At 73.2% G+C, this 24,628-nt stretch carries 21 protein-coding genes and 1 other RNA gene; 18 read left to right on the top strand and 4 right to left on the bottom strand.

All coding sequences use genetic code 11. From position 1 onward, the window contains the following. The first annotated feature begins 17 nt into the window (after positions 1–17). From yczR to ssrA, 7 genes are all read left to right on the top strand, one after another. Positions 18–1,463 (top strand): MocR-like transcription factor YczR, encoded by a 1,446-nt coding sequence (yczR, locus tag EV139_RS06610; protein ID WP_130453566.1) that lies wholly within the window; start codon positions 18–20, stop codon positions 1,461–1,463. Positions 1,464–1,531: 68 nt separating this feature from the next. Next, a complete protein-coding gene (gene prfB / locus EV139_RS06605; protein ID WP_130453565.1) occupies positions 1,532–2,641 on the top strand; it encodes a peptide chain release factor 2 in 1,110 nt (369 codons plus the stop codon). Positions 2,642–2,752: 111 nt separating this feature from the next. After that, the gene (gene ftsE, locus EV139_RS06600) at positions 2,753–3,955 is read left to right on the top strand and encodes a cell division ATP-binding protein FtsE (protein WP_130453564.1); all 1,203 of its coding nucleotides are present in this window, start codon (positions 2,753–2,755) and stop codon (positions 3,953–3,955) included. Further along, positions 3,952–4,866, top strand: coding sequence for a permease-like cell division protein FtsX (ftsX, locus tag EV139_RS06595; RefSeq protein ID WP_130453563.1), 915 nt, complete (start codon positions 3,952–3,954; stop codon positions 4,864–4,866). Before ftsE ends, ftsX begins: the two co-directional genes overlap by 4 nt. 144 nt (positions 4,867–5,010) lie before the next feature. Then, positions 5,011–5,487 carry an SsrA-binding protein SmpB gene (gene smpB / locus EV139_RS06590; RefSeq protein ID WP_130453562.1) on the top strand — a complete coding sequence of 159 codons (477 nt, stop codon included), beginning with the start codon at positions 5,011–5,013 and terminating at the stop codon, positions 5,485–5,487. Between the two features lie 34 nt (positions 5,488–5,521). Next, a complete protein-coding gene (locus EV139_RS06585) occupies positions 5,522–6,163 on the top strand; it encodes a TetR-type transcription factor C-terminal domain-containing protein (protein WP_130453561.1) in 642 nt (213 codons plus the stop codon). A gap of 81 nt (positions 6,164–6,244) precedes the next feature. Next, positions 6,245–6,617: a transfer-messenger RNA gene (ssrA, locus tag EV139_RS06580) on the top strand. Between the two features lie 155 nt (positions 6,618–6,772). On the opposite strand, the gene EV139_RS16220 is transcribed toward ssrA, so the two are convergent. Beyond that, entirely contained in the window at positions 6,773–7,276 is a 504-nt protein-coding gene (locus tag EV139_RS16220; RefSeq protein WP_130453560.1) for a DapH/DapD/GlmU-related protein, read from the bottom strand. Between the two features lie 247 nt (positions 7,277–7,523). Between EV139_RS16220 and EV139_RS06570 the strand changes: the two genes are divergently transcribed. The 3 genes from EV139_RS06570 to EV139_RS06560 all read left to right on the top strand — a co-directional run bounded on the left by EV139_RS06570 (position 7,524) and on the right by EV139_RS06560 (position 11,333). Beyond that, positions 7,524–8,180 (top strand): TetR/AcrR family transcriptional regulator, encoded by a 657-nt coding sequence (locus EV139_RS06570; protein WP_130453559.1) that lies wholly within the window; start codon positions 7,524–7,526, stop codon positions 8,178–8,180. 175 nt (positions 8,181–8,355) lie between these two features. Further along, complete coding sequence (locus EV139_RS06565; protein ID WP_130453558.1) at positions 8,356–9,678, top strand: MFS transporter; 1,323 nt, start codon at positions 8,356–8,358, stop codon at positions 9,676–9,678. Then, complete coding sequence (locus tag EV139_RS06560; protein ID WP_130453557.1) at positions 9,675–11,333, top strand: amidohydrolase; 1,659 nt, start codon at positions 9,675–9,677, stop codon at positions 11,331–11,333. The genes EV139_RS06565 and EV139_RS06560 overlap by 4 nt, the downstream gene beginning before the upstream one ends. Before the next feature lie 21 nt (positions 11,334–11,354). On the opposite strand, the gene EV139_RS06555 is transcribed toward EV139_RS06560, so the two are convergent. Continuing rightward, positions 11,355–12,584, bottom strand: a complete 1,230-nt coding sequence (locus tag EV139_RS06555; protein ID WP_130453556.1) for a glutamyl-tRNA reductase — start codon at positions 12,582–12,584, stop codon at positions 11,355–11,357. Positions 12,585–12,694: 110 nt separating this feature from the next. Here EV139_RS06555 and hemE point away from each other — a divergent pair, with 110 nt between their 5' ends. Genes hemE through EV139_RS06525 form a run of 6 tightly spaced genes read left to right on the top strand, consistent with a single transcriptional unit; the run spans position 12,695 to position 19,495 of the window. Next, positions 12,695–13,825, top strand: coding sequence for a uroporphyrinogen decarboxylase (gene hemE / locus EV139_RS06550; RefSeq protein WP_130453555.1), 1,131 nt, complete (start codon positions 12,695–12,697; stop codon positions 13,823–13,825). Beyond that, positions 13,815–15,281: a protoporphyrinogen/coproporphyrinogen oxidase gene (locus EV139_RS06545; RefSeq protein ID WP_130453554.1), complete on the top strand. Its 1,467-nt coding sequence runs from the start codon at positions 13,815–13,817 to the stop codon at positions 15,279–15,281. Before hemE ends, EV139_RS06545 begins: the two co-directional genes overlap by 11 nt. Then, positions 15,281–16,282: a hydroxymethylbilane synthase gene (gene hemC, locus EV139_RS06540; protein WP_130453553.1), complete on the top strand. Its 1,002-nt coding sequence runs from the start codon at positions 15,281–15,283 to the stop codon at positions 16,280–16,282. The genes EV139_RS06545 and hemC overlap by 1 nt, the downstream gene beginning before the upstream one ends. Further along, positions 16,279–17,142 (top strand): uroporphyrinogen-III synthase, encoded by an 864-nt coding sequence (locus EV139_RS06535; RefSeq protein ID WP_130453552.1) that lies wholly within the window; start codon positions 16,279–16,281, stop codon positions 17,140–17,142. The genes hemC and EV139_RS06535 overlap by 4 nt, the downstream gene beginning before the upstream one ends. Then, entirely contained in the window at positions 17,139–18,116 is a 978-nt protein-coding gene (hemB, locus tag EV139_RS06530) for a porphobilinogen synthase (protein WP_130453551.1), read from the top strand. The genes EV139_RS06535 and hemB overlap by 4 nt, the downstream gene beginning before the upstream one ends. Further along, positions 18,113–19,495, top strand: coding sequence for a glutamate-1-semialdehyde 2,1-aminomutase (locus tag EV139_RS06525; protein ID WP_130453550.1), 1,383 nt, complete (start codon positions 18,113–18,115; stop codon positions 19,493–19,495). Before hemB ends, EV139_RS06525 begins: the two co-directional genes overlap by 4 nt. Positions 19,496–19,596: 101 nt before the next feature. On the opposite strand, the gene EV139_RS06520 is transcribed toward EV139_RS06525, so the two are convergent. After that, positions 19,597–20,550 carry an arginase family protein gene (locus EV139_RS06520; RefSeq protein ID WP_130453549.1) on the bottom strand — a complete coding sequence of 318 codons (954 nt, stop codon included), beginning with the start codon at positions 20,548–20,550 and terminating at the stop codon, positions 19,597–19,599. 123 nt (positions 20,551–20,673) lie between these two features. Between EV139_RS06520 and hutH the strand changes: the two genes are divergently transcribed. Beyond that, the gene (hutH, locus tag EV139_RS06515; RefSeq protein ID WP_130453548.1) at positions 20,674–22,248 is read left to right on the top strand and encodes a histidine ammonia-lyase; all 1,575 of its coding nucleotides are present in this window, start codon (positions 20,674–20,676) and stop codon (positions 22,246–22,248) included. A 106-nt stretch (positions 22,249–22,354) separates the two neighbouring features. Next, the gene (locus EV139_RS06510; RefSeq protein ID WP_130453547.1) at positions 22,355–23,137 is read left to right on the top strand and encodes an IclR family transcriptional regulator; all 783 of its coding nucleotides are present in this window, start codon (positions 22,355–22,357) and stop codon (positions 23,135–23,137) included. Between the two features lie 250 nt (positions 23,138–23,387). Here EV139_RS06510 and hutI read toward each other — a convergent pair whose 3' ends face one another. Then, a complete protein-coding gene (gene hutI / locus EV139_RS06505) occupies positions 23,388–24,620 on the bottom strand; it encodes an imidazolonepropionase (RefSeq protein ID WP_130453546.1) in 1,233 nt (410 codons plus the stop codon). Positions 24,621–24,628: the final 8 nt, after the last annotated feature.

Below are 24,628 nucleotides of genomic sequence, written 5' to 3'. Positions count from 1 at the left end.
CTGTCTATAGTGGCCCCATGATTGCGCAGCGCCTGTCCGCCCGCCGCCTCACCCAGCTGCTCGGGGAGTGGCGCGGCTCCGGCCACGGCTACGAGGAACTCGGCGACAGCATCGGCGTGCTCGTGCGCGACGGCGCGATCACGCCGGGGACCGCGCTCCCCGCCGAACGCCCGCTCGCCGACGAGCTGGGCGTGAGCCGCACCACCGTCGCGGCCAGCTACCGGCGCCTGCGCGAGACCGGCACCGCGCTCTCACGTCGCGGCTCCGGCACCGTGGTGCGCTCGCCGCGCCCCGACGCGGCGCTCACTGCCGAGGGGCCGGCCGGCTCGCACCCCGCGCAGATCGACCTGTCGACCGCGTGCCCCGCGAGCTGGGCCGGGCTCCCTGCGCTGGGGGAGCGGGCCCTCGCCGAGTTCCCCGGGCTCTTCGCCCAGCCCGGGTACGACACCATCGGGCTTCCCGAGCTGCGTCAGGTCATCTCAGACCGCTTCACCCGCCGCGGGCTCCCCACCGTGCCCGAGCAGATCATGGTCACGCTCGGCGCGCAGCACGCAATCTTCCTCGTGGCGCGCACCCTGCTCTCCCGCGGCGACCGCGCGCTCATTGAGTCGCCCAGCTACCCGCACGCCCGCGAGGCGCTCGCCGCAACGGGCGCGCTCGTCGCCGAGCTGCCGGTGGGGCGGCTCGGCTCCGACGAGGCGTCGGTGCTCGACATCGCCGGGCGGGTGGCGCCGCGCCTCGCCTACCTGATCCCGGACCACCACAATCCAACGGGGCTGAGCATGCCCCGCGAGCTCAGGAGCCGGCTCATCCACGCGCTCAGCGCCGCGGGCACGCACGTCATCGCGGACGAGACCACCGCGGAGCTGGTGCTCGGCGAATCGCGCCTGGTTGAGCCGTTTGCCGCCGCGGCCGAGTTGCCGCACCAGTGCGACGCGATCATCACGGTCGGCTCGCTCGGCAAGACGGTCTGGGGCGGCCTGCGGGTCGGCTGGATCCGGGCGACGCCGGATCTCATCGCCAGGCTCGAGGCCTCGCGGCGCGTGAGCGATCTCGGCACGGGCGCCTGGGAACAAGCGACCGCGGCGCTCGCGCTTGAGCGCTACGACGACGTGCTCGACGACCGCCGCCGCGAGCTCACCGCGAAGCACCGGGTGCTGTCCGAGCAGCTCGCGGCACGGCTCCCCGGCTGGGCGGCCAGCCCGGCAAGCGGCGGCGTGTGCACGTGGGTGGACATTGGCGAACCACGCAGCTCGGCACTCAGCCGCGAGGCGGCCAGCCGCGGGGTGCGGCTCACGCCCGGTCCGCGGTTTGGGAGCCCCGGGGTCTTCGAACGCTTCGTGCGCCTGCCGTTCACGGCACCCGAGGCCGAGCTGGTCGCCGCCGTGGAGCTGCTCGCTGCCGCGCGCGTTGCGGCGCCCGCCCGGGACCACGTGCGCCACGACGCCGAGGCGGTGATCTAAGCCGGCGCCCGGTCGCGCGCCAGAAACCGACGCCGGAGCGGGGCCGCAGCGCGGTAGACTCGTGCATCATGCTTGAACTTGATTTCAACGCCCGCATTCGTGCGCTGCGCGCGACCTACGCCGACATTGCGGCCGTCATGGACCTGCCTCGCCTCGACCGCGAGATCATCGAGCTCGAAGAGCAGGCGGCCGCACCGAACCTGTGGGACGACCCCGCCGCGGCGCAGGAGGTCACGAGCGGGCTGTCGCACCGGCAGGCGCGGGTGAAGCGGCTGCGCGCGGTTGAGTCGCGCCTCGACGACCTCGAAGTGCTCATCGAGCTCGCGCTTGAGGCCGAAGACGAGGAGTCGGCGGTCGAGGCCACCGAGGAGCTCGCGGCGCTTGAAGCCGTGATCCAGAACCTCGAGGTGCAGACGATGCTGTCGGGGGAGTACGACGAGCGCGCCGCCGTGGTGACGATCCGCTCGGGTGCCGGCGGCGACGACGCCACCGACTTCGCCGAGATGCTGCTGCGCATGTACCTGCGCTGGGCTGAGCACCACGGCTACAAGACCAAGGTCATGGACACCTCGTACGCCGAGGGGGCCGGGATCAAGTCGGCGACGTTCGAGGTCGACGCTCCGTACGCGTTCGGCACGCTCTCCGTCGAGGCCGGCACGCACCGCCTCGCGCGGATCAGCCCCTTCGGGTCCGCCGACAAGCGCCAGACAAGCTTTGCCGGCGTCGAGGTGATCCCGCTGCTCGAAGAGGCCACCGAGGTGGAGATCCCCGAGAACGACATCCGCGTCGACGTGTATCGCTCGTCGGGTCCGGGCGGCCAGTCGGTGAACACGACCGACTCGGCGGTGCGCCTCACGCACATTCCCACGGGCCTCGTTGTCTCGATGCAGAACGAGAAGTCGCAGATCCAGAACCGCGCCGCGGCGATGCGGGTGCTGCAGACCCGCCTGCTGCTGCTGCAGCGCGAGCAGGAGGCCGCCAAGAAGAAGGAGCTCGCCGGCAGCATCACCGCGAGCTGGGGCGACCAGATCCGCTCATACTTCCTCTACGGCCAGCAGCTCGTGAAGGATCTGCGCACCGGATACGAATCGACGCAGCCGGACGCCGTGTTCGACGGCGACCTCGACGGCTTCATCGCCGCGGGGATCCGCTGGCGCTCGCTCTCGCGCGCGCAGTAGCGCGGCGGCGTACCGGGACGCGCTGCTTCCCGAGTGTTCACCCTCCGAAGCGGGCGTATCTCAGCGCGCCTGCAGCCACGGGAGCGGGTCTCAGCGTAGTGTCGAGGCGTCATGATCCTCTTTGAGAACGTCACCAAAAAGTACCGGGGAACGGCGAAACCCGCGCTCGACGGGATCGACCTGCAGGTCGACCGCGGCGAGTTCGTGTTCATCGTCGGCGCCTCCGGATCCGGCAAATCGAGCTGCCTGCGGCTGATCCTCCGCGAGGACCAGCCCAGCGCCGGCAAGATTCATGTGCTGGGGCAGGACCTCAGCAAGATCTCGTCCCGCAAGGTGCCCTACTTCCGGCGCAACCTCGGGACGGTATTCCAGGACTTCCGTCTGCTCACGAACAAGACGGTGTACGACAACGTGGCGTTCTCGCTGCAGGTGATCGGCAAGTCGCGCGGCTTCATCCAGGAGGCCGTGCCCGACACGCTTGAACTGGTGGGGCTCGCGAACAAGGCGAAGCGCTTCCCGCACGAGCTCTCGGGCGGCGAGCAGCAGCGCGTCGCGATCGCGCGCGCGATCGTCAACAAGCCGGCAATCCTTCTCGCGGACGAGCCCACGGGCAACCTTGACCCCGCGACGAGTCTCGGCATCATGCAGCTGTTGCGCGCAATCAACGCGGCGGGCACCACCGTGGTGATGGCCACGCACGAGGCCACCTTCGTTGACATCATGCAGCAGCGCGTGGTCGAGCTCTCGCAGGGCGTGGTGGTGCGCGACGAGCAGGCCGGCGGCTACGGCGAGACCGCGTCGATCCCGGTCGCCGATCTCTCCGCGGAGGGCGTGCGCGTGCTGCGCACCACCGAGGCCGTGGTGCGTGCGGCGCTCGCGCCCGAGGAAATCGCCCGCGCGAACGCGGCCGCCGCGGCCGGCGCCGCCGCCGTCGAAGACGGTGCCGGGGGAGCCGGGGCCGCCGCTGCCGCCGCGGCTTCCGCGGAGGCGCGCGCCGTGAGCGCCGCCGCTGCCGCCGCCGCTGGTGCCGCGTCAGCTGTTGCCGCGTCCGCCGCCCCGCCGGTTCCGGAGACCCCGGAGGCCTCGGTCTACCAGGAGCCGCAGCCGTTTGGCGAGCACGACGACGAAATCGACGGCGACCTCGACGACACCGTGCGCGCGGACGGCGGTCCGCAGGCGAAGCGCATCCCGGGCTTCCTCGATCCGGGTCGCCCGATTGACCCGGTGCACATGTCTGAGACCGGAAATCTCGCGGCTCACCTTGGGCTTGACCGTAACGACGACGACGAAACAGATGTGGGGCCGGTTCGATGAGGGTAGGGCTCGTACTCGGCGAGGTCTGGAACGGCCTGCGCCGCAACATGTCCGTGGTGATCTCCGTGATCCTCGTGACGTTCGTGTCGCTCACCTTCGTTGGTGCCGCGATCATCATGCAGCTGCAGGTGCAGCAGATGAAGACGTTCTGGTACGACCGCGCGCAGGTCGCGGTGTACCTGTGTACTGACTACGACCAGAGCGCCACCTGCTCCGGAACCGACGCCGGTGAGGACGAGATCGCGGCGGTGCAGGATGCACTCGAGTCCGAGACGCTCGCACCGTACGTCGAGGACTTCTTCTTCGTGAGCCACGAGGAAGCGCTCAAGGAGTTCACGAAGCAGTTCAAGGGCAACCCGATCGTTGAGATCACAAAGGCGGACCAGCTCAACCAGACCTTCTGGATTAAGCTCAGCGACCCGTCGCGATCCGACATCATCACCGAGACGTTCAGCGGCATCCCGGGCGTGCAGAGCGTGTCGGATCAGCGCAGTCTGCTCGACCGCATCTTCCTGTTCCTCGGGGCGGCGAGCTACACGGCGATCGCGATTGCCGGCCTGATGCTCGTGGCGGCGATGCTCCTCATCTCGACCACCATCAGGCTCTCCGCCTTCTCGCGACGGCGGGAGATCGGGATTATGCGCCTGGTGGGCGCTTCGAACCGCTTCATTCAAACCCCGTTCATTCTGGAGGGGATCATCGCGGCGCTCATCGGCGCAGTGCTCGCGAGCGTTGCCTCGGTCGCGATCGTGAAGTTCTTTGTGCAGGGGTTCCTGGCGCGCGAGATCCCCTTCACGAGCTACATCACCGTGGAGCAATCGCTGATCGTGCCGCCCATCCTGATCCTGGTCGGGGTGGTGCTCTCCGCGATCGCGGCCAAGATCGCGATCACGCGGTACCTGCGGGTCTAGCCAGCTGGCGCCCGCGCACCTCAGCGGCGTCCCGCGCGGGGCTCCGGGCTCTTCCGCGTTCGCGGCTGGCCCCGGAGCCCCGCGCTCCGCTAGGCTAGATCCTTGCGCACACGGCGTGCGCCAGAACCCCGAGAGGATGTGACCGTGGCCAAGGAAACCGGCGAGAAGCTGATCGCCTCGAACAAGAAGGCCCGGCACGAGTACCTGATCCTCGACACCTACGAGGCGGGGATGGTGCTCACCGGCAGCGAGGTCAAGTCGCTTCGCATGGGGCGCGCGTCGCTCGTCGACGGCTACGTGTTCATCGAGAACGGCGAAGCCTGGCTCGACGCCGCGTACATCCCCGAGTACCTCAACGGCTCGTGGACCAACCACCGGCCGCGGCGCAAGCGCAAGCTGCTGCTGCACCGGCAGCAGATCGACAAGCTGTACCAGAAGACCCGCGAGGGCGGCATGACGATCGTGCCGCTGCGCATGTACTTCCTCGACGGTCGCGCCAAGGTGGAGATCGCGCTCGCAAAGGGCAAGAAGGAATACGACAAACGACAGACGCTCCGTGAGCGGCAGGACAGCCGCGAGGCGGAGCGGGCGATGCGCCAGCGCAACCAGATGGGCGAGTAGCTCGTGCGCGCGGTGATGCTCAGCTGGGTGTCCGATGGCGGATCCTGAGCGCGGACCCCGCGTGCGGAAAGCCCCGGAGGAGCGCCGCGCCGAGATCCTTGAGGAGGCAGCCGGCATTGCGCTCGCCGACGGGCTTGAGCGCATCACGCTGCGCGAGGTGGCCGAGCGGCTCGGGGTGCGCCCCAGCCTGATCGGGCACTACTTCCCAGTGGTGGGCGACCTGGTTAATGCGGCGTTTACGCTCGCGGTGTCGCGGGAGCGGGACCGCCTGTTCGTGGCCGGGGGCAGCCCGACCGCGCGGCTCGCGGAGTTCGTGCGCCGGGTGGAGAGCGTCCCGGCGCGGCCGCTCGGTCGACTCTGGCTCAACGCGCGGCACCTCGCCCGCTTCGCCCCGGGGCTCGCCGCTGCGATTGCGCAGCAGGAAGCGCTCGACGAGGAGCGGCTTACCGCGCTGATCGAAGCCGGTGTCGCGGCCGGAGAGTTCAGGGTGGGCGACCCGGCGGTCGCGTGCGTGCGCATCTGGATGGCGGTCGACGGACTCGGCGCCTATGCGAACAGCCCCGATCTGCTCGACACGGCGGCGTACTCGGGCTTCGTGGCGGACGTGTGCGCGTGGACACTGGGGATCGCCGAGGGCGGACGCCCTGGTTTCGGTGTTCCCGCAGTGCTAGAATGAGTGTTCCGGCCCAGCGCCGGATTTGAAAATTCAACAGCGCGTAATGTGAATGTCCCAGCGTGCACCGGTCACGGTGCATTGGGGGCCGATCGGATTCGACACGTCGATTTGAGACTGTGAGAAGCGGGTCGAGGACGCGGAGTTATCTCGTAAACGCCCTTCGCAAACCAATAGGTGCCACTTCAAAGCGCACCGACTTCGCTCTCGCTGCCTAAGCACGAGACCGAGTCCGTCAGGCCGGGTGTGCCTCCGCCCCGGTTTCCTGGCGTCATTTAGGGGGCTTGCTTGCGCGTCGTGTCTCAGGGCGTGTAGGGACTGTTACTGAGACTGGGCCTGTCGCACTAGGTGTTCGTGGCAAAGAGCGAGGCCGAGTAGAACGCTAATACGAACTACACCCGTAGAAGGCGCGGAATCATCGAAGTGGACCGGGGTTCAATTCCCCGCGGCTCCACGAGCATTCACATCACGCACTGTTGAGCAACACCCCCGGGTCTTACAGGCCCGGGGGTGTTGTGCGTTCGGGGCCGCTGCCCGTGCCGCGTGGGCGATCGCGGGCCCGGGTGCGGGCGGCGCAGGGACCCGGGCGGCGGGGGGTCCGGGCGGCGGGGATCATCCGATCGTGGAAATTACCGTGGCCGGGACGCCGCCGACGACCGTGCGCGGCGGTACGTCGCGCGTCACCACGGCCCCGGCAGCGACCACTGCGTCGTCGCCGATGGTCACGCCCTGCAGGATCGTCGCCGACGCGCCGATCCACACGTTGCGCCCGATCACGATCGGTGCGGAGGTGACCGCACCGCGCCGGGTCGCGGGGTCAACCGGGTGCCCGGCGGTGACGAGGCTCACGCCGGGGCCGAGCATGGCGTCGTCGCCGATCTCGATGCCGCCGATGTCGTTGAAGCGACAGCCCTGGTTGACGAACACGTTGCGGCCCACGCGCGTGCGCACGCCGTGATCCGAGTACACGGGAGGGATGAGGTGGAATGACTCGTCGACCGCCTGGCCGGTGAGCTCGGCCCAGTGGGCGCGGATGCCGTCCTGGTCTGCGTACGGGAGACGGTTCAACTGCTCGGTCAGGCTGATCGCGCGCTGCACGGTCTCAATAAACGTCATCCTGGGTCCTCTCGCCGCGCGCCGCGCGCGGTGCGCGCCGGGTGTCTGCCGTGCAAGTGAAACACCGGGGGAGCGGGCGCGCAAGTGCGCGCCCGCGTGCCGCACCCGGCTCCCGCGATCGCCTCCGCGCTCGGCCCCGCGTTCGGCCCTGCGCGCCGCCGCTACCGAGTGGAAACCGAGCGACGTTCGGTTTGCATAACCGAACGTCGCTCGGTTATGGTGGGCGAACACCGACGATTGGGCAGCAATGGCGCGACCACACACCCCCCTCCTCAGCGAGGCACGCATCCTTGATGCGGTGCGCCGCCTGGCCATCGACGGCGATTTCACGCTGGCGCAGCTGGCGCGCGAGCTCGACGTGCGCGTCTCGTCGATCTACCACCACGTGCCATCGAAGGCGGCGATCGTTCACCTGCTGCGCCGCGACTGGATCACTCGGCTGCGCACGGAGCTCGGTGACAGCCTCGGCCGCGATCGGCTCACCCGCATCGTGCGCTCCTACGCCGGCTTCGCGGGCGAGATCCCCGCGCTCGTGCCCTCGCTCATTACCGAGCCGCTGCACGACGACGAGCTGCGCTGGCTCTACGAGGAGCTGGCGGAGACGCTGCACGGGCTCGGCGTGCCCGACGAGCGCCTCCTGCCGCTCATCGGCTCGATCGACGCGATCGTGATCGGCGCGGCGTTCGACCTGCTCGCGCCGCCGTTCCAAGCGGGCGAGGTCTCCGCCGAGACGCACCCGCGCCTCACCGCGGCCCTCGCCACCGCCCCCGAAGACGTCGACCGCCGCGCACACCTGTTCGCGACCCTCGACGACCTCATCGCCGGCCTGCTCCGCGGGTTCCCTGCCGCGGCCGAGTCTGCTGGGCCGGAGGGGCCGGAAGAGCTGGAGAGGTCGGCCGGCTAGGGCCGCCCCGGCGCTCACGCGCCGCCCTCGCTCGGCGCGCCACCACCCCACCGGACCAGCGCACGACCGCAGTCTTGCAGTAGAACCGCCCCCCCAGACCACCCCATCGCACGACCGCAGTCTTGCAGCAGAACCGCACCACCCCAGACCACCCCAACGAAGAGGAACGTCACCGATGCACCACACACCCGCCGGATCCGGGCGCGCAGGCGCGCCGGTCATGACCGCGCTGATCACCACCTGGGTGTTCGCGCTGCTGCCGGCAAACCTCGTCCCGTCGATCGTCGAAAAGCTCGTCTACCAGCTTGATGTCTCCGTGACCACCGCGGGCGCGGTCGCCACGGGCATGACCCTGGCGAACGCGGCCGCCGTGCTGCTCTCCCGCCGGGCGGTGCAGCGCGGCAACCGAGTGGTCATCGCCCGCACCGGGCTCGCGATCATGATCGTGGCGTTCGCCTCGGGCGTCGCCTGGCCCACGGCGACGGTCAGCCTCATCGCGCTCGTCGCCGGCGGTGTCGGGTCGGGGCTCGTGATCTCCGCGGCCACGGCGGCGGTGTCCGCGACGCCCAACCCAGACCGCGCCACCACGATCGTGATGACCGTCAACCGCTTCGTTGTCGCGATCGCGTTCCTCATGATCCCCCTGGTGGGCGGCGGTCTGCGCGAGCTTTTCCTGATTCTCGCGATCCCCGGCATCCTCGGCTTCATCGGCGCCCACTGGCTGCCGCGCGTGCCAGAGGAGACCGCGGCGGTCTCGGTCGTTGGTACCGCCGCTGCCGCGGTCTCCGCGGGCGACGCAGCCCCGCCGGCCCCCGCCGCCTCGCGTGCAGCCGCGGCCGCCCGCGCTGTCGCGAGCCCCGCGCAGCAGCGCACCCGGCGCATCGGATGGCTGCTCGCGCTCGGCTTCGGAGCCTGGTCGATCACCGACGACGGTGTGTACGGGCTCGTCGGGGTGATCGTGGGCGAGAGCGACATGCCCGTGGCCGACAGCTTCGTGCCAATGATCTTCTCGCTCTCGGTCTTCTGCGGGCTCGGCGGCGCCCTGCTCGCCCCCTTCTTCCACCGCTGGTTCGGGCGCACGGCCTCCCTGGCGGTGCTGCTCGCCGTGAGCGCGCTCGCGAAGCTCGGGCTGATTGTGCTCGTGTCTCCCGTGATGTACGCGACCGCCAGCGCCGTGTGGGGCTTCGTGTTTGGCGCAATGCTGCCGCTCGTGTTTGGCCTCGCTGCCTCCCTCTCGCGCGATGGCGGGGTGAGTGTGCTCGTGAACGGCGTGTACATCATTGGCGTGGCGCTCGGCCCGCTCGTCGCGACCCAGCTGTTCGATCGCTTCGGCACCGGAGCACTCGCTGCCGTGATGACCACGCTCGCCGCGCTCACCGCCGGGGTGATCGTCTACGCCTCGCGCTTCGCGGAGCGCACCGGGCGGCCGCGTGACCCGCAGCCGCCCGCACCCACCACCGCCGCCGCAGCGGCAGCACCGATCGGAGCACAGGCATGACACGCACCCTCATCACCAACGCGACCGCGTTCATGCGCGGCACCCCCGTCACCGGACGTGGCCTGCTCATCGAGGACGGCGTGATTGTCGCGATCGGAGAGTCTGCCGCGATCGCGGGCTTGCCGGGCGCCGCGGACGCCGCGCTCATCGACGCGGCGGGCGGGCTCGTTCACGCGAGCTTCGCCGACGCGCACGTGCACGCCGTCTTCGCGGGAGTGGAGCTCGGCAGGCTCGAACTGAGCGAGAGCACGAGCGGCGCCGAGACCCTTGACCGTATCGCCGCGTACGCGGCGGCCACTGACGAGGGCTGGGTGCTCGGCGGCGGCTGGAGCATGGCGCACTTCCCGGGCGGCACGCCGACCCGGGCCGAGCTTGACCGGGTGGTGCCGGATCGCCCGGCGTTCATCATCAACGCCGACCACCACGGGGCCTGGGCGAACTCGCGCGCCTTTGAGCTCGCCGGTATCGACGCGAACACGCCGGATCCGGCCGACGGCCGATTCGAGCGCCTGGCCGACGGGACGCCCAGCGGCACCATTCACGAGGGTGCGCAGGAGCTCTTCGCGCACGTGCTTCCGCCCACCACGGTAGACGAGTGCCGCACGGGCTTGCTGCGCGGCCAGCGCGTGCTGCTCGACGCCGGGGTCACCGCCTGGCAGGAGGCGATCCTGGGGGAGTACGCCGGCTACCCGGACGTGACGGCGGCCTACACCGCCGAGATCGCGGGCGGGCTCGACGCCGACGTCTCCGGCGCGCTCTGGGTGACCCGCGACCTGTCGGATCCGAGCTCGGCAATCGATGCCGACGCGATCGTCGCCGACTTCGTGCGGCGGCGGGCCGCCGCGGCGGCGCACGGCTTCCGCACCGACACCGCGAAGATCATGGTTGACGGGGTCGCCGAGAACCTCACCGCGGCGATGAACGAGCCGTATCTCGGCGGGTGCGACTGTGCCGGCGGTGAGGCCGATCGTGGGCTCGCGTACTTCAGCGCCGCCGACCTGATCGAGCTCGTGCCGCGCCTCAACGCGCACGGCTTCAGCGCGCACTTCCACGCGATCGGCGACCGCGCCGCCCGCTACGCCCTCGACGCCGTTGCCGCGGTGCCGGTGGCCGACCGCGCCGGGGTGCGCAACCACATCGCCCACCTGCAGGTGGTTGCCCCGAGCGACATCCCCCGCTTCGCCGAGTTGGGGGTGACCGCGAACTGCCAGGCGCTCTGGGCAGCGCTTGAGGCGCAGATGGTCGAGCTGACCCTGCCGGTGCTGGGAGACGAGCGCGCCGGGTGGCAGTACCCGTTCGGCGGGCTGCACCGCGCCGGGGCCGCGCTCGCGTTCGGCTCCGACTGGCCGGTGTCGACACCGGACCCGTGGCAGGCGCTCCACGTTGCCGTGAATCGCCGCGCCCCGGGCGCCCCGGACGCCCAGCCGCTGCTCCCCGGCGAGGCGCTGCCGCTCGCGGTCGCGCTCGACGGTTACACGCGCGGCTCGCACGAGCTGCTCGGCACCCCGGGCGGTTCCGGGCGGCTCGAAGCGGGCGCGCCGGCCGATCTCGCGATCACCGACCGCGACCCGTTCGCCGGGCCGGAGCACGACATCTGGCTGACGCGGAACCTGGTGACGCTCAGGCGCGGCCGGGTGGTCGCCGATCGGCGCTGACCCGCGCCGGCGGGCGGCCCGCTAGCCCTCGACCCCAAAGAGGGCGTGCGCGGCCGCCTGCGCTTCAGCGGCGCGGCCGTCGCGCGCGAGTGCGCGGAGGCGCGCGGTGGGCTCGTGGAGCAGCCTGCCGGTGAATCGCCGCAGCGCGGTCTCGACGTCGTCTGCGTGCGGCTCGGCTGTGCCGCGGCGCGCACGGCACAGCTCGTCCTCGAGGATCGAGAGCACGTGGCCGCGCAGGCTCGCGAGCGTGGGGCCGATGATCCGCTCGGCCTGCGTGGTCGTGAACTCGGCGGCCGCGGCATCGACGAGGATCCGCGCCTCGTCCTTGGCGCTGAGCTCGGGGATCGAGGAGTGCACGGAGATCGACTCGATGTCGAGCAGTTCGACGCCCGGCACCTCCGCAACACCTGGATCGATGTTGCGCGGCATGCCGAGGTCGAGCACGAGGCGGGTTCGATCGGTCTCGCCCGCGAAGTCCGCGGCGTGCAGCAGCGGCTCCTGCACGAGGCTACAGGCGACCACGAGGTCGGCGCCGGCGAGCGCCTCGGCCACCTCGTCGGCCGCGACCGGATCGAGCCCGTGCGACGCGGCGAACGCTTCGGCGCGGCCAGAGGGGGAGTGGACTCGGATGCGGTGCGCGCCGCGGTCGCGCAGCGCCGCGACGGTGGCCCCCGCGTACGCCCCGGTGCCGACGAGCAGCACGGTCGCCTCATCCCAGCTGGGCACCCGGCGCTCGGCGAGCACGAGCGCGAGCCGCACGAGCGACTGCCCGGCCGAGCGCAGTCCCGTGCGCTCCCGCACGGTGCGCGAGGTGCGCGTTGCGCTCTGGAAGAGCCGCTCCAGACCGTCGGTGATCGTGTGCTCGGCGCGCGCCTGCGCGTGCGCACGCCGCACCTGACCGGCGATCTCCTCCTCGCCGAGCGCCGCGGACTCAAGCCCGCTCGTCACTGCGAAGAGGTGGGCGGCTGCGCCGCGGTCGGTCTCGACCGTTGCCGCGGCCGCGAGTTCGGCGGCGGGCACCTCGATCGTGTCGGAGAGTCGCCGCAGCGCCGCATCGGCGAACGCCGCGGCGTCGTCCCCGAAGCGTTCAGGTTCGTCAACGTAGAGTTCAAAGCGATTGCACGTGGCGAGCAGCACTGAGCCGGGGGCGAACGCGGCGAACGCGGCCGCGACCTCCTCGGTGTGCCGAGAGGCCCGTTCGAGGAGTGGGAGCGAAGAACCGTGGTGGTTCAGGGAGATGCAGAGCAGCATAGATTCGGCGGGATTCCTGATCGAGAGTGGCGGGTCCGCGGTGGGCCACCAGCATCGTAGCTGACACATCTGATCTTTCACATCAGATGTGTGGGGTACGATCACGTCTGATGAATGAGATCACCGCACCCGAGGCAGCGCCGCTCAGCCGCAGCCTGGCTCCAGCCCACCCGCTCGTCGACGGACGCACCGCCGCCGCGCCACTGATCCGCGCGCTGCGCGGCGACCGGCCGGAGACCACGCCGGTGTGGTTCATGCGCCAGGCCGGCCGCTCGCTGCCCGAGTACCGGGCAATCCGCGCGGAGACCCGCATGCTCGACGCGTGCCTTGACCCGGCGCTCGCGAGCGAGATTACGCTGCAGCCGGTGCGCCGGCACGGCGTCGATGCCGCGGTCTTCTTCAGCGACATCGTGGTGCCGCTGCTGCTCGCCGGGGCCGACGTCGATCTCGTCGCCGGCCGCGGCCCCGTGTTCGCCAATCCCGTGCGCACCGCGGCCGACGTGGCCCGCTGCCGCGCTGAGTACACTCCCGAGCGGCTCCGAGCGGCGCTCGATCCGGTGCGCGAGGCCGTGGCGCTCACGGTCGCCGAGCTCGGCGAGACGCCGCTCATCGGCTTCGCGGGTGCGCCATTCACTCTCGCCGCATACCTCGTCGAGGGCGGCCCGTCGCGCGACCATCTCCGGGCGCGCACGCTCATGCACGCCGACCCGGACACCTGGCGCGAGCTGCTCGGCTGGGTCGCGGAGCTCAGCGGCGCGTTCCTTGAGGCGCAGGTCGAGGCCGGAGCGAGTGCGGTGCAGCTGTTCGACTCGTGGGCCGGATCGCTGAGCGTCGCCGACTACCGCGCCCACGTCGCCCCCGCGTCGAGCGCCACGCTCGCCGGAGTGCGGGCGTTCGGCGGGGCCGCCGGCGGGCCGGCGGTGCCCACCATCCACTTCGCGGTCGGCTCGGGGCACCTGCTCGAGGCGACTGCCGAGCTCGGCACCTCCGCGCTCGGCGTCGACTGGCGCACCCCGCTCGACGAGGCGTCGCGCCGCCTGGGCGACCGCGTGCCGCTGCAGGGAAACCTCGACCCCGCGTACCTCGGCGCGCCGGAGCCGGTGCTGCGCGAGGCGCTCGCCGAGGTGCTGCGCCGCGGCTCGCGGGCGCCCGGGCACGTGCTCAACCTGGGCCACGGCGTGCCGCCCGAGGCTGATCCTGCGGTGCTGACCCGGATCGTGGAGCTCGCGCATGGCAGCTGAGCCGCACGTCGCGGTCGTCGGTGGCGGGGTCTCCGGCCTCGTGGCGGCGCGCGAGCTGGCGCGCGCCGGGGTGCGAGTCACGCTCCTGGAGGCCGCGCCGCGGTTCGGTGGCAGGATCCGGGCGGCCGAGGTTGCCGGCCTCACCCTCGACCTGGGGGCCGAGGCGTTTGCAACGCGCGGTGGCGTGGTCGCCGCGCTGATCGCGGAGCTCGGCCGGGCGGACCGGATCGTGACCCCGGCGCCGCTCGGCTCGTGGCTTGTCGCCGGGGCCGACGGCAGCGCCGCGCCGCTCCCGCCCGCGGGGGCGATGGGGATCCCCGCCGCCCCGCTCGGCCGCGCGGCGCGGCGGGTGCTCGGCGTCCGCGGCGCCCTGCGGGCCGCGTGTGAGCCGGTGCTCCCGCGCCGGGTCGGTCGGGGGAGCCACACCCTCGCCGAGCTCGTGCGCGCCCGCTCGGGGTCCCGCGTGCTTGAGCGCCTGGTGCGCCCGGTCGCGCTCGGCGTCTCGGCGGCGCCGCCCGAGCGGATCCCGCTCGACGCCGTCCCCGCGCTCACGGGAGCGTACGCGCAGACCGGCTCGATCACGCGCGCCGCGCGGCGGCTGCGCGAGAGCGCGGCGGCTGCGGGCGGCGCGGTTGCCGGACTGCGCGGCGGCATGACGGACCTCGTGACCGCGCTGGTCGAGGCGTGCGTGGCGAGCGGTGTCGTGCTCCGCACGCTGGCCCCCGTGGCCGCGCTCGCGCCGCGCGAGGGCAGTGGCGGCGCCCGGATCGCGGTCGTTGGGCCGGGCGAGGGCGAGTACCTCACTGCCGACGCCGTCGTGCTCGCGGTGCCAGAGGCCGCCGCCAGGGACATCCTCGGCCAGCCCACCGCCGAGGCCGTGGCGAGCCGCGTCGAGGTGATCGCGCTCGTGCTCGACGCGACCCACCCCGCTGTGCGGCCGCTCGCCGCCGCGCCGCGCGGCACGGGCGCGCTCGTGGCGCCCGCGGATGACGCCGGCGGTGGCGGCCACCCCGCAGCGATCACGGCGAAGGCGCTCACGCACGTCACTCGCAAGTGGCCGCAGCGCGCCCGACCCGGCGTTGAGGTGGTGCGGCTGTCGTACGGCCGCGACGGTGCCGCACCCGCCACGGCCGGGCTCGACGACGCCGCGGCGCTCAGCCTCGCCCTTCGGGACGCGGGGCGTGTGCTCGGCGTCGAACTGCCGGGCGACGCCGTGCGCGGCTTCGCACGGCAGCCCTGGGAGATGCCGGCGCGCGGCAGCCGCGCGGCCCCGCGCCCGCCCGCCGGCGTGCACCTCGCCGGTGACTGGGTGTCCGGGGTGGGCTTCGCCGCGGTGATCCCCGCGGCGCGCGAGCTCGCGCACAGCCTCGCCGCGACACTCACTGCTGCTCCCGCCCCCTTCACTGCTGCTCCCGCCCCCTTCGCTGCTTCAACTCCTGAAAGGCCCGAACGCTGATGCTGCCCCCAGAGACCCCCATCGGACGCGTGTTTCGCGCGGCGGGACCGCAGCCGGCGCGCGCCGGCCTGATCCGGATCGGCACCCGGGGGAGCCGCCTCGCCCTCGCGCAGTCGACCACGGTTGCAGAAGCGATCGCCGCGGCGACCGGACGCGACGTGGCGCTCGTGACGATCACCACGCACGGTGACGTGTCGCGCGAGTCGCTCGCGCAGCTCGGCGGCACCGGGGTGTTCGTGAGCGCGCTGCGTGAGGCACTGCTCGCCGGGGCGTGCGACCTCGCGGTGCACTCGCTCAAAGACCTGCCCACGGGGCCGTGCGAGGGGATCGCGATCGGTGCGATCCCGGTGCGCGCCGACGCCAGAGACGCGCTGTGCGCACGCGACGGGCTGAGCCTCGCCGCGCTCCCGGCCGGGGCAAATATTGGCACCGGGTCGCCGCGGCGCGCGGCCCAGCTGCTCGCCGCTCGCCCCGACCTCGCCGTGCACGACCTGCGGGGCAACGTCGACACCCGGTTGGGGCGGGTCGGCACGGACCTCGACGCCGTGGTGCTCGCCGCAGCCGGGCTTGACCGCTCCGGGCTGAGCGCCGCCATCACCGAGCGCTTCGACCTCAGCGGGGTTCCCACCGCGCCGGGCCAGGGCGCGCTCGGGATCGAGTGCCGCGCCGCAGATCTCCGCGCCCAGCCGTATCTCGCGGCGTTCGAGGCGCTCGACGACCCGGAGGCGCACGCCTGTGCGCTGGCCGAGCGCTCGCTGCTCGCCGCCCTCGAAGCGGGGTGCGCCGCGCCCGTTGGCGCGGCCGCCGAGCTGCGAGACGGCGCGCTCAGCCTGCACGCGACCGTGTACCGCCTCGACGGGGGCGAGCAGCTCGACGTGACCCTTGCCGAGGACTGGGACCCGGCTGACCCAGAGCTCCCGATCACGCTCGGCCGGGCCGCCGCGCGCGAGCTGCTCGCGCAGGGCGCGGCGGAGCTCGCTCCGCTCGGCGGGGACCGGTGACCGACGCTCCCGCGGGCGCGGCGCACGCCGTGCCCGCTCGCTGCACGCCTGCTCCCGCCGCCGATGCCCTCGCCGGGCTTAGGATTCTCGTCCCGCGCGACGGCGAGGGGGCGGTGCGAGCGGAGGCCGCGATTGCGGCGCGCGGCGCGGTGCCCGTGCGCCTGCCGCTCATCACCGCGGTCCCGCCGCGCGACCCCGCCGCACTCGACGCCGCTGTGGCGCGCTGGGCGGCGGGCCACTACGACTGGCTCGTGGTGACGAGCGCCGCGGGCGCCAGCGCGATCGCCGGGGCCGGAGCCCGCGCCGGCGTCGGGCGCGGGATCGCCGCGGTGGGGCCCGCGACCGCCGCGGCCCTCGCCGCACACGGTCTCACCGCGGCCCTGACGCCGACCAGCGAGTTCACGGGCGCGGCGCTCGGCGCAGAGCTCGTCGAGCGGCTCGCGACGGCGACCCCGTCGGCGCGCGTGCTGCTCGCGGTCGCCGCCGCGGCCGGGGACGACGTCGAACGCGCGCTGCGCGACGCCGGGCACCGCGTCGACCGCGTCACCGCCTACCGCACGGTCCCCGCGCCCCGCGATCCGGCCGGCGAGCGCGAGGTCGCCGCGCACGGCGTTGCGGCAGTGCTCGTCACGAGCGGCTCGGTGGCGCGCGAGCTGGCCGCCAGGTTCGACGCCGGCCCCGCCGGTGCCCTTACCGTGGCGATCGGGCCGCCGAGCGCCGCGGTCCTCGTCGAACTCGGCCGGCCGGCCGACGTCGTCGCCTCCCACCACACCATCCCCGGCATGCTCGACGCGCTCGCCGCACACCTCACCGCGCACCCACAGACCACCCCACCTCGCACCACAGGAGACCACGCATGACCCAGTACCCAACGATCCGGCCCCGGCGGCTGCGCCGCACCGCGGCACTGCGCCGGCTCACCACCGAGACCCGCCTGCACCCGGCCGAACTGATCCTGCCGGTGTTCGTGCGCGAGGGCATCTCGGAGCCGCGGCCGATCGCCGCGATGCCAGGCGTGCAGCAGCACACGCTCGACTCGGTGCGCCGTGCGGCGGCCGACGCGGCGGCGGCCGGGATCGGCGGCATCATGCTGTTCGGCGTTCCGGCGGTGCGCGACGCGCGCGGCTCGGCGGCCGACGACCCGGACGGGATCCTCAACGCCGCCACACGCGCCGTGGTGAGCGAGGCCGGCGACGCGCTCGTCGTGCAGACCGACCTCTGCCTCGACGAGTTCACCGACCACGGGCACTGCGGCGTCCTCGACGCCGCGGGTGAGGTGGACAACGACGCGACGCTTGAGCGCTACCGCTCGATCGCGATCGCGCAGGCGGAGGCGGGATCCGCTCTGCTCGGGCTCTCCGGCATGATGGACGGGCAGGTTGCCGCGGTGCGGGGGGCGCTCGACGCCGCCGGACACCGCGACACCGCGGTGCTCGCGTACTCGGCGAAGTACGCCTCGGCCTTCTACGGCCCGTTCCGCGAGGCCGTCGACTCGCAGCTCACCGGCAACCGCCGCGGCTATCAGCAGGATCCGGCGAACCGCCGCGAGGGCCGCCGCGAGGCCGAGCTCGACATCGCCGAGGGCGCCGACGCGGTCATGGTGAAGCCGGCAATGAGCTTCCTCGACGTGCTCTCCGACGTGGCGCAGCGCAGCCCCGTGCCCGTGTGGGCATACCAAGTATCGGGTGAGGCGGCGATGATCGAGGCGGCCGCGGCGAACGGCTGGATCGACCGCCGCGGCGCGATCCTTGAAGCGACCACGAGCATCAAGCGCGCGGGGGCAGACGCGATCCTCAGCTACTTCGCGATCGAACTCGCGGGGTGGCTGCGATGAGCCCGGCGCAGGGGACGGGCCAGCCCGATACCGCGCGCAGCGCAGCACTCGCGGCGCGCGCCTCCCGTGTGATCCCCGGCGGCGTGAACTCGCCGGTGCGCGCGTACGGATCGGTCGGCGGTACGCCGCGATTCCTCGTCTCGGGGCGCGGGCCGTACGTTACGGACGCCGACGGCACCGAGTACGTCGATCTGGTCGCCTCGTGGGGTCCGGCCCTGCTGGGCCACGCGCAGCCGGAGGTGATCGCCGCGGTGCAGGCCGCCGCGGCGCGCGGTCTCGGCTTCGGGGCCTCGGTGCCGGAGGAGGCAGAGCTTGCGGAGGAGATCATCCGGCGGGTGCCCCTGATCGAGCGCTTACGGCTCGTCTCGACGGGCACGGAGGCGACCATGACGGCGATCCGGCTCGCGCGCGGCGCCACCGGGCGACCGCTCATCATCAAGTTCGCGGGCCACTACCACGGCCACTCGGACGGGCTGCTCGCCGAGGCGGGGTCCGGGCTCGCCACGCTCGCGCTGCCCGGTTCTGCGGGGGTCACCGCCGAGACCGCGGGGCAGACGCTCGTGCTGCCCTACAACGACCTGCCGGCGCTTGAGGCCGCGTTCGCGGAGCACGGGGACCGGATCGCCGGGGTGATCGCGGAGGCGGCCGCCGCGAACATGGGCGTGCTGCCGCCCGAGCCGGGCTTCACGCGCGGCATGATCGAGCTCGCGCACCGACACGGTGCGCTCGTGATCATCGACGAGGTGCTCACCGGGTTCCGGTCGGGCCCGTCCGGGTACTGGGGGCTCCAGGCGGCGGGTGCCACGGGGGAAGACTTCCCAGAGGGTGTTGCCCCCGACCTGTTCACGTTCGGCAAGGTCGTGGGCGGCGGCCTGCCGCTCGCCGCGCTCGGCGGGCGGGCCGAGCTCATGGACCTGCTCGCGCCGCTCGGGCCCGTCTACCAGGCCGGCACCCTGTCCGGGAACCCCGTCGCGGTCGCCGCGGGGCTGACCACCCTGCGGCTCGCCGACGCGGCCGCGTACGCGCGGCTCGCGACCGCGGCCGACACGCTCGCTCTCTCGGTGTCGGAGGCCCTCACCTCCGCCGGTGTGGCACACCGGATCGCCCGCGCCGGAACCCTCTTCAGCGTGGCGTTTGGGGACTACGAGCGAGCCCCGCGCACCTACGCGGATATGCAGCGGCAGGACGTGGTGAAGCACCGTGCGTTCTTCCACGCGATGCTCGCCGGCGGAGTCAACCTGCCGCCGAGCGCGTTTGAGGCGTGGTTCGTGACCGCCGCGCACGACGACGCAGCGCTCGAACGGATCGCGCGGGTGCTTCCGGCCGCGGCCGTCGCCGCCGCCCGGGCCGAGGGGCAGCCCCGGGGGGCCGGGGCTTAGCCGCGCCGACGCCGGATCGGGATGGCGAGCGTCCCGGCCGACGGTCGGGGTGCCTAGCGCCCCGACCGCTGCGCGAGGGCCGCGGCCGCCGGTCGGGGTGCCTAGCGCCCCGACCGCTGCGCGAGCGCCGCGGCGCACTCAAGCACGAGCAGCGCCGCGAGCCGCACCGTGCGGCCGTCCGGCGCGTCAGCGCTCGCGTCGACCTCGGCGATGTCGACGCCGCGCACCTGCGGGTCGGCGACGAGCAGCCGGGTGAGGCGGCGCAGTTCGTGCGCCTGTAGCCCGCCCGGAATCGAGGCTGGGCAGCCGGGCGCGACACTGCGGTCGCACACGTCCACGTCCAGGTCGACGTGCACGGGGCCGCCGCCGGCCCCCGCGACGGCGAGAGCCTCCGCCGCCACGTCCGCGAGCGGGCGGTCGTGGAGCTCGTCGCGGTGGATCACCGTGATGCCCAGCTCGCGCGCCCGCTCGCGGTACGCGCGCGAGTTCGCGAAATCTGCGATCCCGATCTGCACGATCCGGCGCGGATCGAGCCCGGCCTCGACGAGCCGCCGCACGGGGGAGCCGTTGCTGCGCCCGTCGCGCAGGTCGTGGTGCGCGTCCACGGTGATAAGCCCGGCGCGCGAGAGCTGATCGCCCGCGACCCCGAGTGCCGCCGGAACGGTGAGCGCGTTGTCGCCCCCCAGCGCGACGACGAGCGAGCTCCGCGCTGAGAGCTCGGCGACGCGCGCGGTCGCCGCCCGCTCGCCCTCCTCGGTGTCCGGGCCGACCACGTCGCCGGCGTCGATGATCCGGAGTGCCTCGTCGATCACCCACTCGGCCTCGCCCCCGCGCGCGCCGGGTGCGCCCGGCGCGACCAGGTGCCCGGAGTAGCGGCGCAGCGCCGCCCGGATCGCCGCGGGCGTCTGCTCGGCGTTCGTGGGGGAGAGGGACGTGTCTGCGGTGGGGATCCCGAGGATCGCGAGGTCGACCGGGGTGCCGGCGGCTGGGTCCCACGCGGGCCACCCTCCGGTGCGCGGCCAGGCGGGATCGTGTGCGAGTGCGACGGTGCTCATACCAGTGACGCTAGCAAGCGGGCCGCTCAGTGGTGCCCGGGACGCGCGCGGCTTGTCTGGGACCCCAGACAGAGTGCGGCGCGGCGCCTCCCGCGAACCCGGCCGATGCGCTGAGATCGAACTATGGACACTCGCACCCCCGCCACGATCGTTCTCGGCGCCGCCCCCCTCTCCGTCGCCGACGTCGTCGCGGTTTCCCGCAATGACGCCCCCGTTGCCCTCGACCCCGCGGCGCTCGCCGCCATCGCGACCAGCCGGGCGGTGATCGACGAGCTCGCCAACGACACGCGTCCCCACTACGGCGTCTCCACCGGATTCGGCGCGCTCGCAACCGTGCAGATCCCGGTCGAGAAGCGGCAGCAGCTGCAGCGCAGCCTCATTCGCTCGCACGCCGCCGGGACCGGACCCGAGGTGGAGCGCGAGGTGGTGCGCGCGCTCATGCTGCTGCGCCTCAACACGCTCGCGACGGGTCGCACCGGGGTGCGCCCCGTGGTCGCCGAGACCTACGCCGCGATCCTGAACGCCGGGATCGTTCCCGTGGTGCACGAGTACGGATCGCTCGGCTGCTCGGGCGACCTCAGCCCGCTCGCGCACTGCGCCCTCACCCTGCTCGGGGAAGGCCAGGTGCGCGTGTCCACCGATCCGCACGACGCCCCGATCCCCGCCGCGGAGGCGCTCGCCGCAGCCGGCATCGAGCCGCTCGTTCTCGCCGAGAAGGAGGGGCTCGCGCTCATCAACGGCACCGACGGCATGCTCGGAATGCTCTGCCTCGCGCTCCACGACCTCACCACGCTGCTGCGCTCGGCAGACGTCGCTGCCGCCGCGAGCATCGAGGCCCTCACGGGCACCGACTCGGTGCTCGCCGCCGAGCTGCAGGCGCTCCGGCCCCACCCCGGCCAGGCGACCGCCGCGGCGAACATGCGCACCGTGCTCGCCGGCTCGGGGCTCGTGCAGCGCCCGGCCGAGAACGAGTTCACCCGAGTGCAAGACGCCTACTCGCTGCGCTGCGCCCCGCAGGTGCACGGTGCCGCCCGCGACACCGCGGAGCACGCCGCGCGCGTTGCCGCGGCCGAGCTGCAGGCCGCGGTCGACAACCCCGTGGTGCTCCCGGACGGCCGCGTCGAGTCGAACGGCAACTTCCACGGCGCACCCGTCGCCTACGTGCTCGACTTCCTCGCGATCGCCGTCGCTGATGTCGCGAGCATGTCGGAGCGGCGCACCGACCGCTTCCTCGATGTCTCCCGCAACCACGGGCTGCCGCCGTTCCTCGCCGCCGACCCCGGCCTCGACTCCGGTCTCATGATCGCGCAGTACACGGCCGCCGGCATTGTCTCCGAGCTGAAGCGGCTCGCCGCGCCCGCGAGCGTCGACTCGATCCCGTCCTCGGCGATGCAGGAAGACCACGTGTCAATGGGGTGGCACGCCGGCCGCAAGCTGCGGCGCTCAATCGACGGGCTCGCGAGCGTGCTCGGGATCGAGCTGCTCGCCTCGACCCGCGCTCTGGACTTCCGGATCGCAGCCGGGGCGGGCGAGCCCGGCCCCGCGACCGCCGCCGTGCACGCGCTGTTCCGCACCGAGATCGCGGCGCCCGACGTGGACGCATTCATCTCCCCGGACATCGCCGCCGCCCAGAGGTTTGTGCTCTCGGGCGCGGTGCTCGCCGCGGTGAACACCGCGAGTGGGGAGGCGCTCGCCTGATTCGGGTGGGCGCGGCTGTGGGCACCCGCACCCGTGCCTGCGTGCTTGCGCCGGCGCCCGCCGCCTGCACCGGCGATCGCGCGCCGGTGCAGGCTAGAGTTCCGGTATGAGTGAGGTGAAGGTTCCGGCGGCGGATCAGACGTTGCGAATCCTTCAGCTGCTCACCACCTCGCGGGGGCCGTTGCCGGCGTCGATGATCGCCACGCAGCTCGAGCTGCCCCGCTCCACCGTGTACCACCTGCTCGCCGCGCTCCAGGAGCACGGCTTCGTGATGCACCTGCCCGAGGAACGGCGCTACGGGCTCGGGATCGCCGCCCTCGAGCTCGGCTCGGCCTACGCCCGCCAGGAGCCGCTCGCCCGGCTCGGGCGGCCACTCGTGGCAGCGCTCGTGCACCGGGTCCACGCAAACGGGCACCTCGCGGTGCCGCACGGACGTGACGTGCTCTATGTGGTCGAGGAACGGATTCCCGGGGGCGCGGCCCTCGTGTCCGACGTCGACGTGCGATTGCCGATGCACCTCACGGCGAGCGGCCGCGCCATCCTCGCGGCGCTGCCAAAAGCCCAGGTGCGCGCACTATTCCCCGACCGCGCCGCGTTCGTGCACCGGCACGACGTGGCTGGCGAGCAGCACATCGACCGCTATTCAAAGCTGCGCAGCGTGCTCGACGACACGGTCACGCGCGGGTACGCCGTGGAGCGCGGCGCGGTCACCGAGGGGATCTCCTCGGTCGCGGTGCCGGTGCTCGATCATCGGAGCTGGCCGGTCGCCGCGATCGCGCTCACGTTTCGCGATGGGGAGGTCGCGGTCGACGCGTTTGACGGGCTCGCCGCCGAGCTTCGCGCCGCCGCCGAACTGCTCTCGGTCCGCATTCACGGCCGCCCGGCGTAGCGGTGCGGCGGTGCCCGGGGTGCGGGCGCGCGCCCCGCGCCCCGCGCTCCGGCACCGCCGCGCCTCCGCGCCCCTGCTCCGGCACCGCCGCGCCCCGGCCCGCACCCCGCGCCCCGCGCCGGCGCCCGCACAGATCCGACCCTCCCGCGCACATCCGCCCCGGTTCTCGCCGGAGTTTCGGGTCGCATGTGCGCGGGAGGGGCGGATAACGGCGGCCGAGCGGCCGCCCCGCCCCGGACGGGCAGCGCGCCTAGGCCACGCGCTCGCCCGCGCGCCAGACGGCCGACGTAAGCGGCATGCCGGGGCGGTAGGCAAGGTGGGTCGCCGCCGGTGCGTCGAGCAGCTGCAGGTCGGCCCGCGCGCCCGGGGCGATCACGCCCACGCGCGGCTGCGCGACCCCGCGCGGATCGAGCCAGCCGTCCTCGTGCATGCCGAGCGCGATCGCGCCGCCGAGCGTGGCCGCACGCACCGCCTCCGGCACGGTGAGCCGCATCTGGAGCACCGCTGTGGCCACGCAGAACGCCATCGAGCTGGTGTACGAGGTGCCGGGGTTGCAGTTCGACGCGATCGCCACCTCGACCCCCGCGTCGAGCAGCCGGCGGGCCGGGGCGAGCGGCACGCGCGTCGACAGGTCGCACGCGGGCAGCACGGTAGCGACGGTGCCGCGGGCGCCGCTAGCCGCCGCCCGGTCCCACCCGGACCAGGATCCGGCGAGCGCGGCCACGTCCGCATCGGAGAGGAATCCGACGTGGTCCACGCTGAGCGAGCCGTGCGCCACGGCGAGCTCCACGCCGGGCCCGTGGCCCAGCTGGTTGCCGTGCATGCGTGTGGCGAGGCCGCGGGCGCGGGCCGCGGCGAGCACCCGCTCGGAGGCGGCGCGGTCGAACGCGCCCTCCTCGCAAAACACGTCGACGGCGCTCACATGCGGAGCGACCTCCTCGAGCATTTGACCGGTCACGAGGTCGAGGTAGGCGTCCGGATCCGCGTCGGCGGGCACGAGGTGCGCCCCGAGGAACGTGACCGCGTCCACCTGCTCGCCGGCGATCTGCGCCGAGCGCACCTCGTCGGCGACCGTCAGCCCGTACCCGGTCTTCGTTTCGAGCGTGGTGGTTCCGCCGCGCCGCGCCTCGGCCACGAGCCCGGCGAGGTTCGCCGCGAGCTCGGCGTCCGAGGCCGCCCGTGTCGCGGCTACGGTGACGTTGATGCCGCCCGCGGCATATGCCTCGCCGGCCATCCGCGCCTCGAACTCGGCGGTGCGGTCGCCCGCGAACACGAGGTGTGTGTGCGAGTCAACCCAGCCGGGCAGCACGGCGCCGCCGGCCGCGTCGACGCGTTCGTCCGCGGCCGGGGCAGAGCCCGCTGGCCCCACCCAGGCGATCACGCCGTCCGCGACCACGACGGCGGCGTCGGTGAGGCGCCCGCCGGTCTCGGCGTCGTTGGTGGTCAGCTCTCCGATGTGGTCGATCAGCAGTGACTGGCTCATGGCACCCG

The sequence above is a fragment of the Leucobacter luti genome, from assembly GCF_004217175.1.
In the GTDB taxonomy this organism is placed as follows: Bacteria; Actinomycetota; Actinomycetes; order Actinomycetales; family Microbacteriaceae; genus Leucobacter; species Leucobacter luti.
The sequence above is the reverse complement of the archived record's forward strand: the minus strand, read 5'-3'. Positions and strand labels throughout refer to the sequence as shown.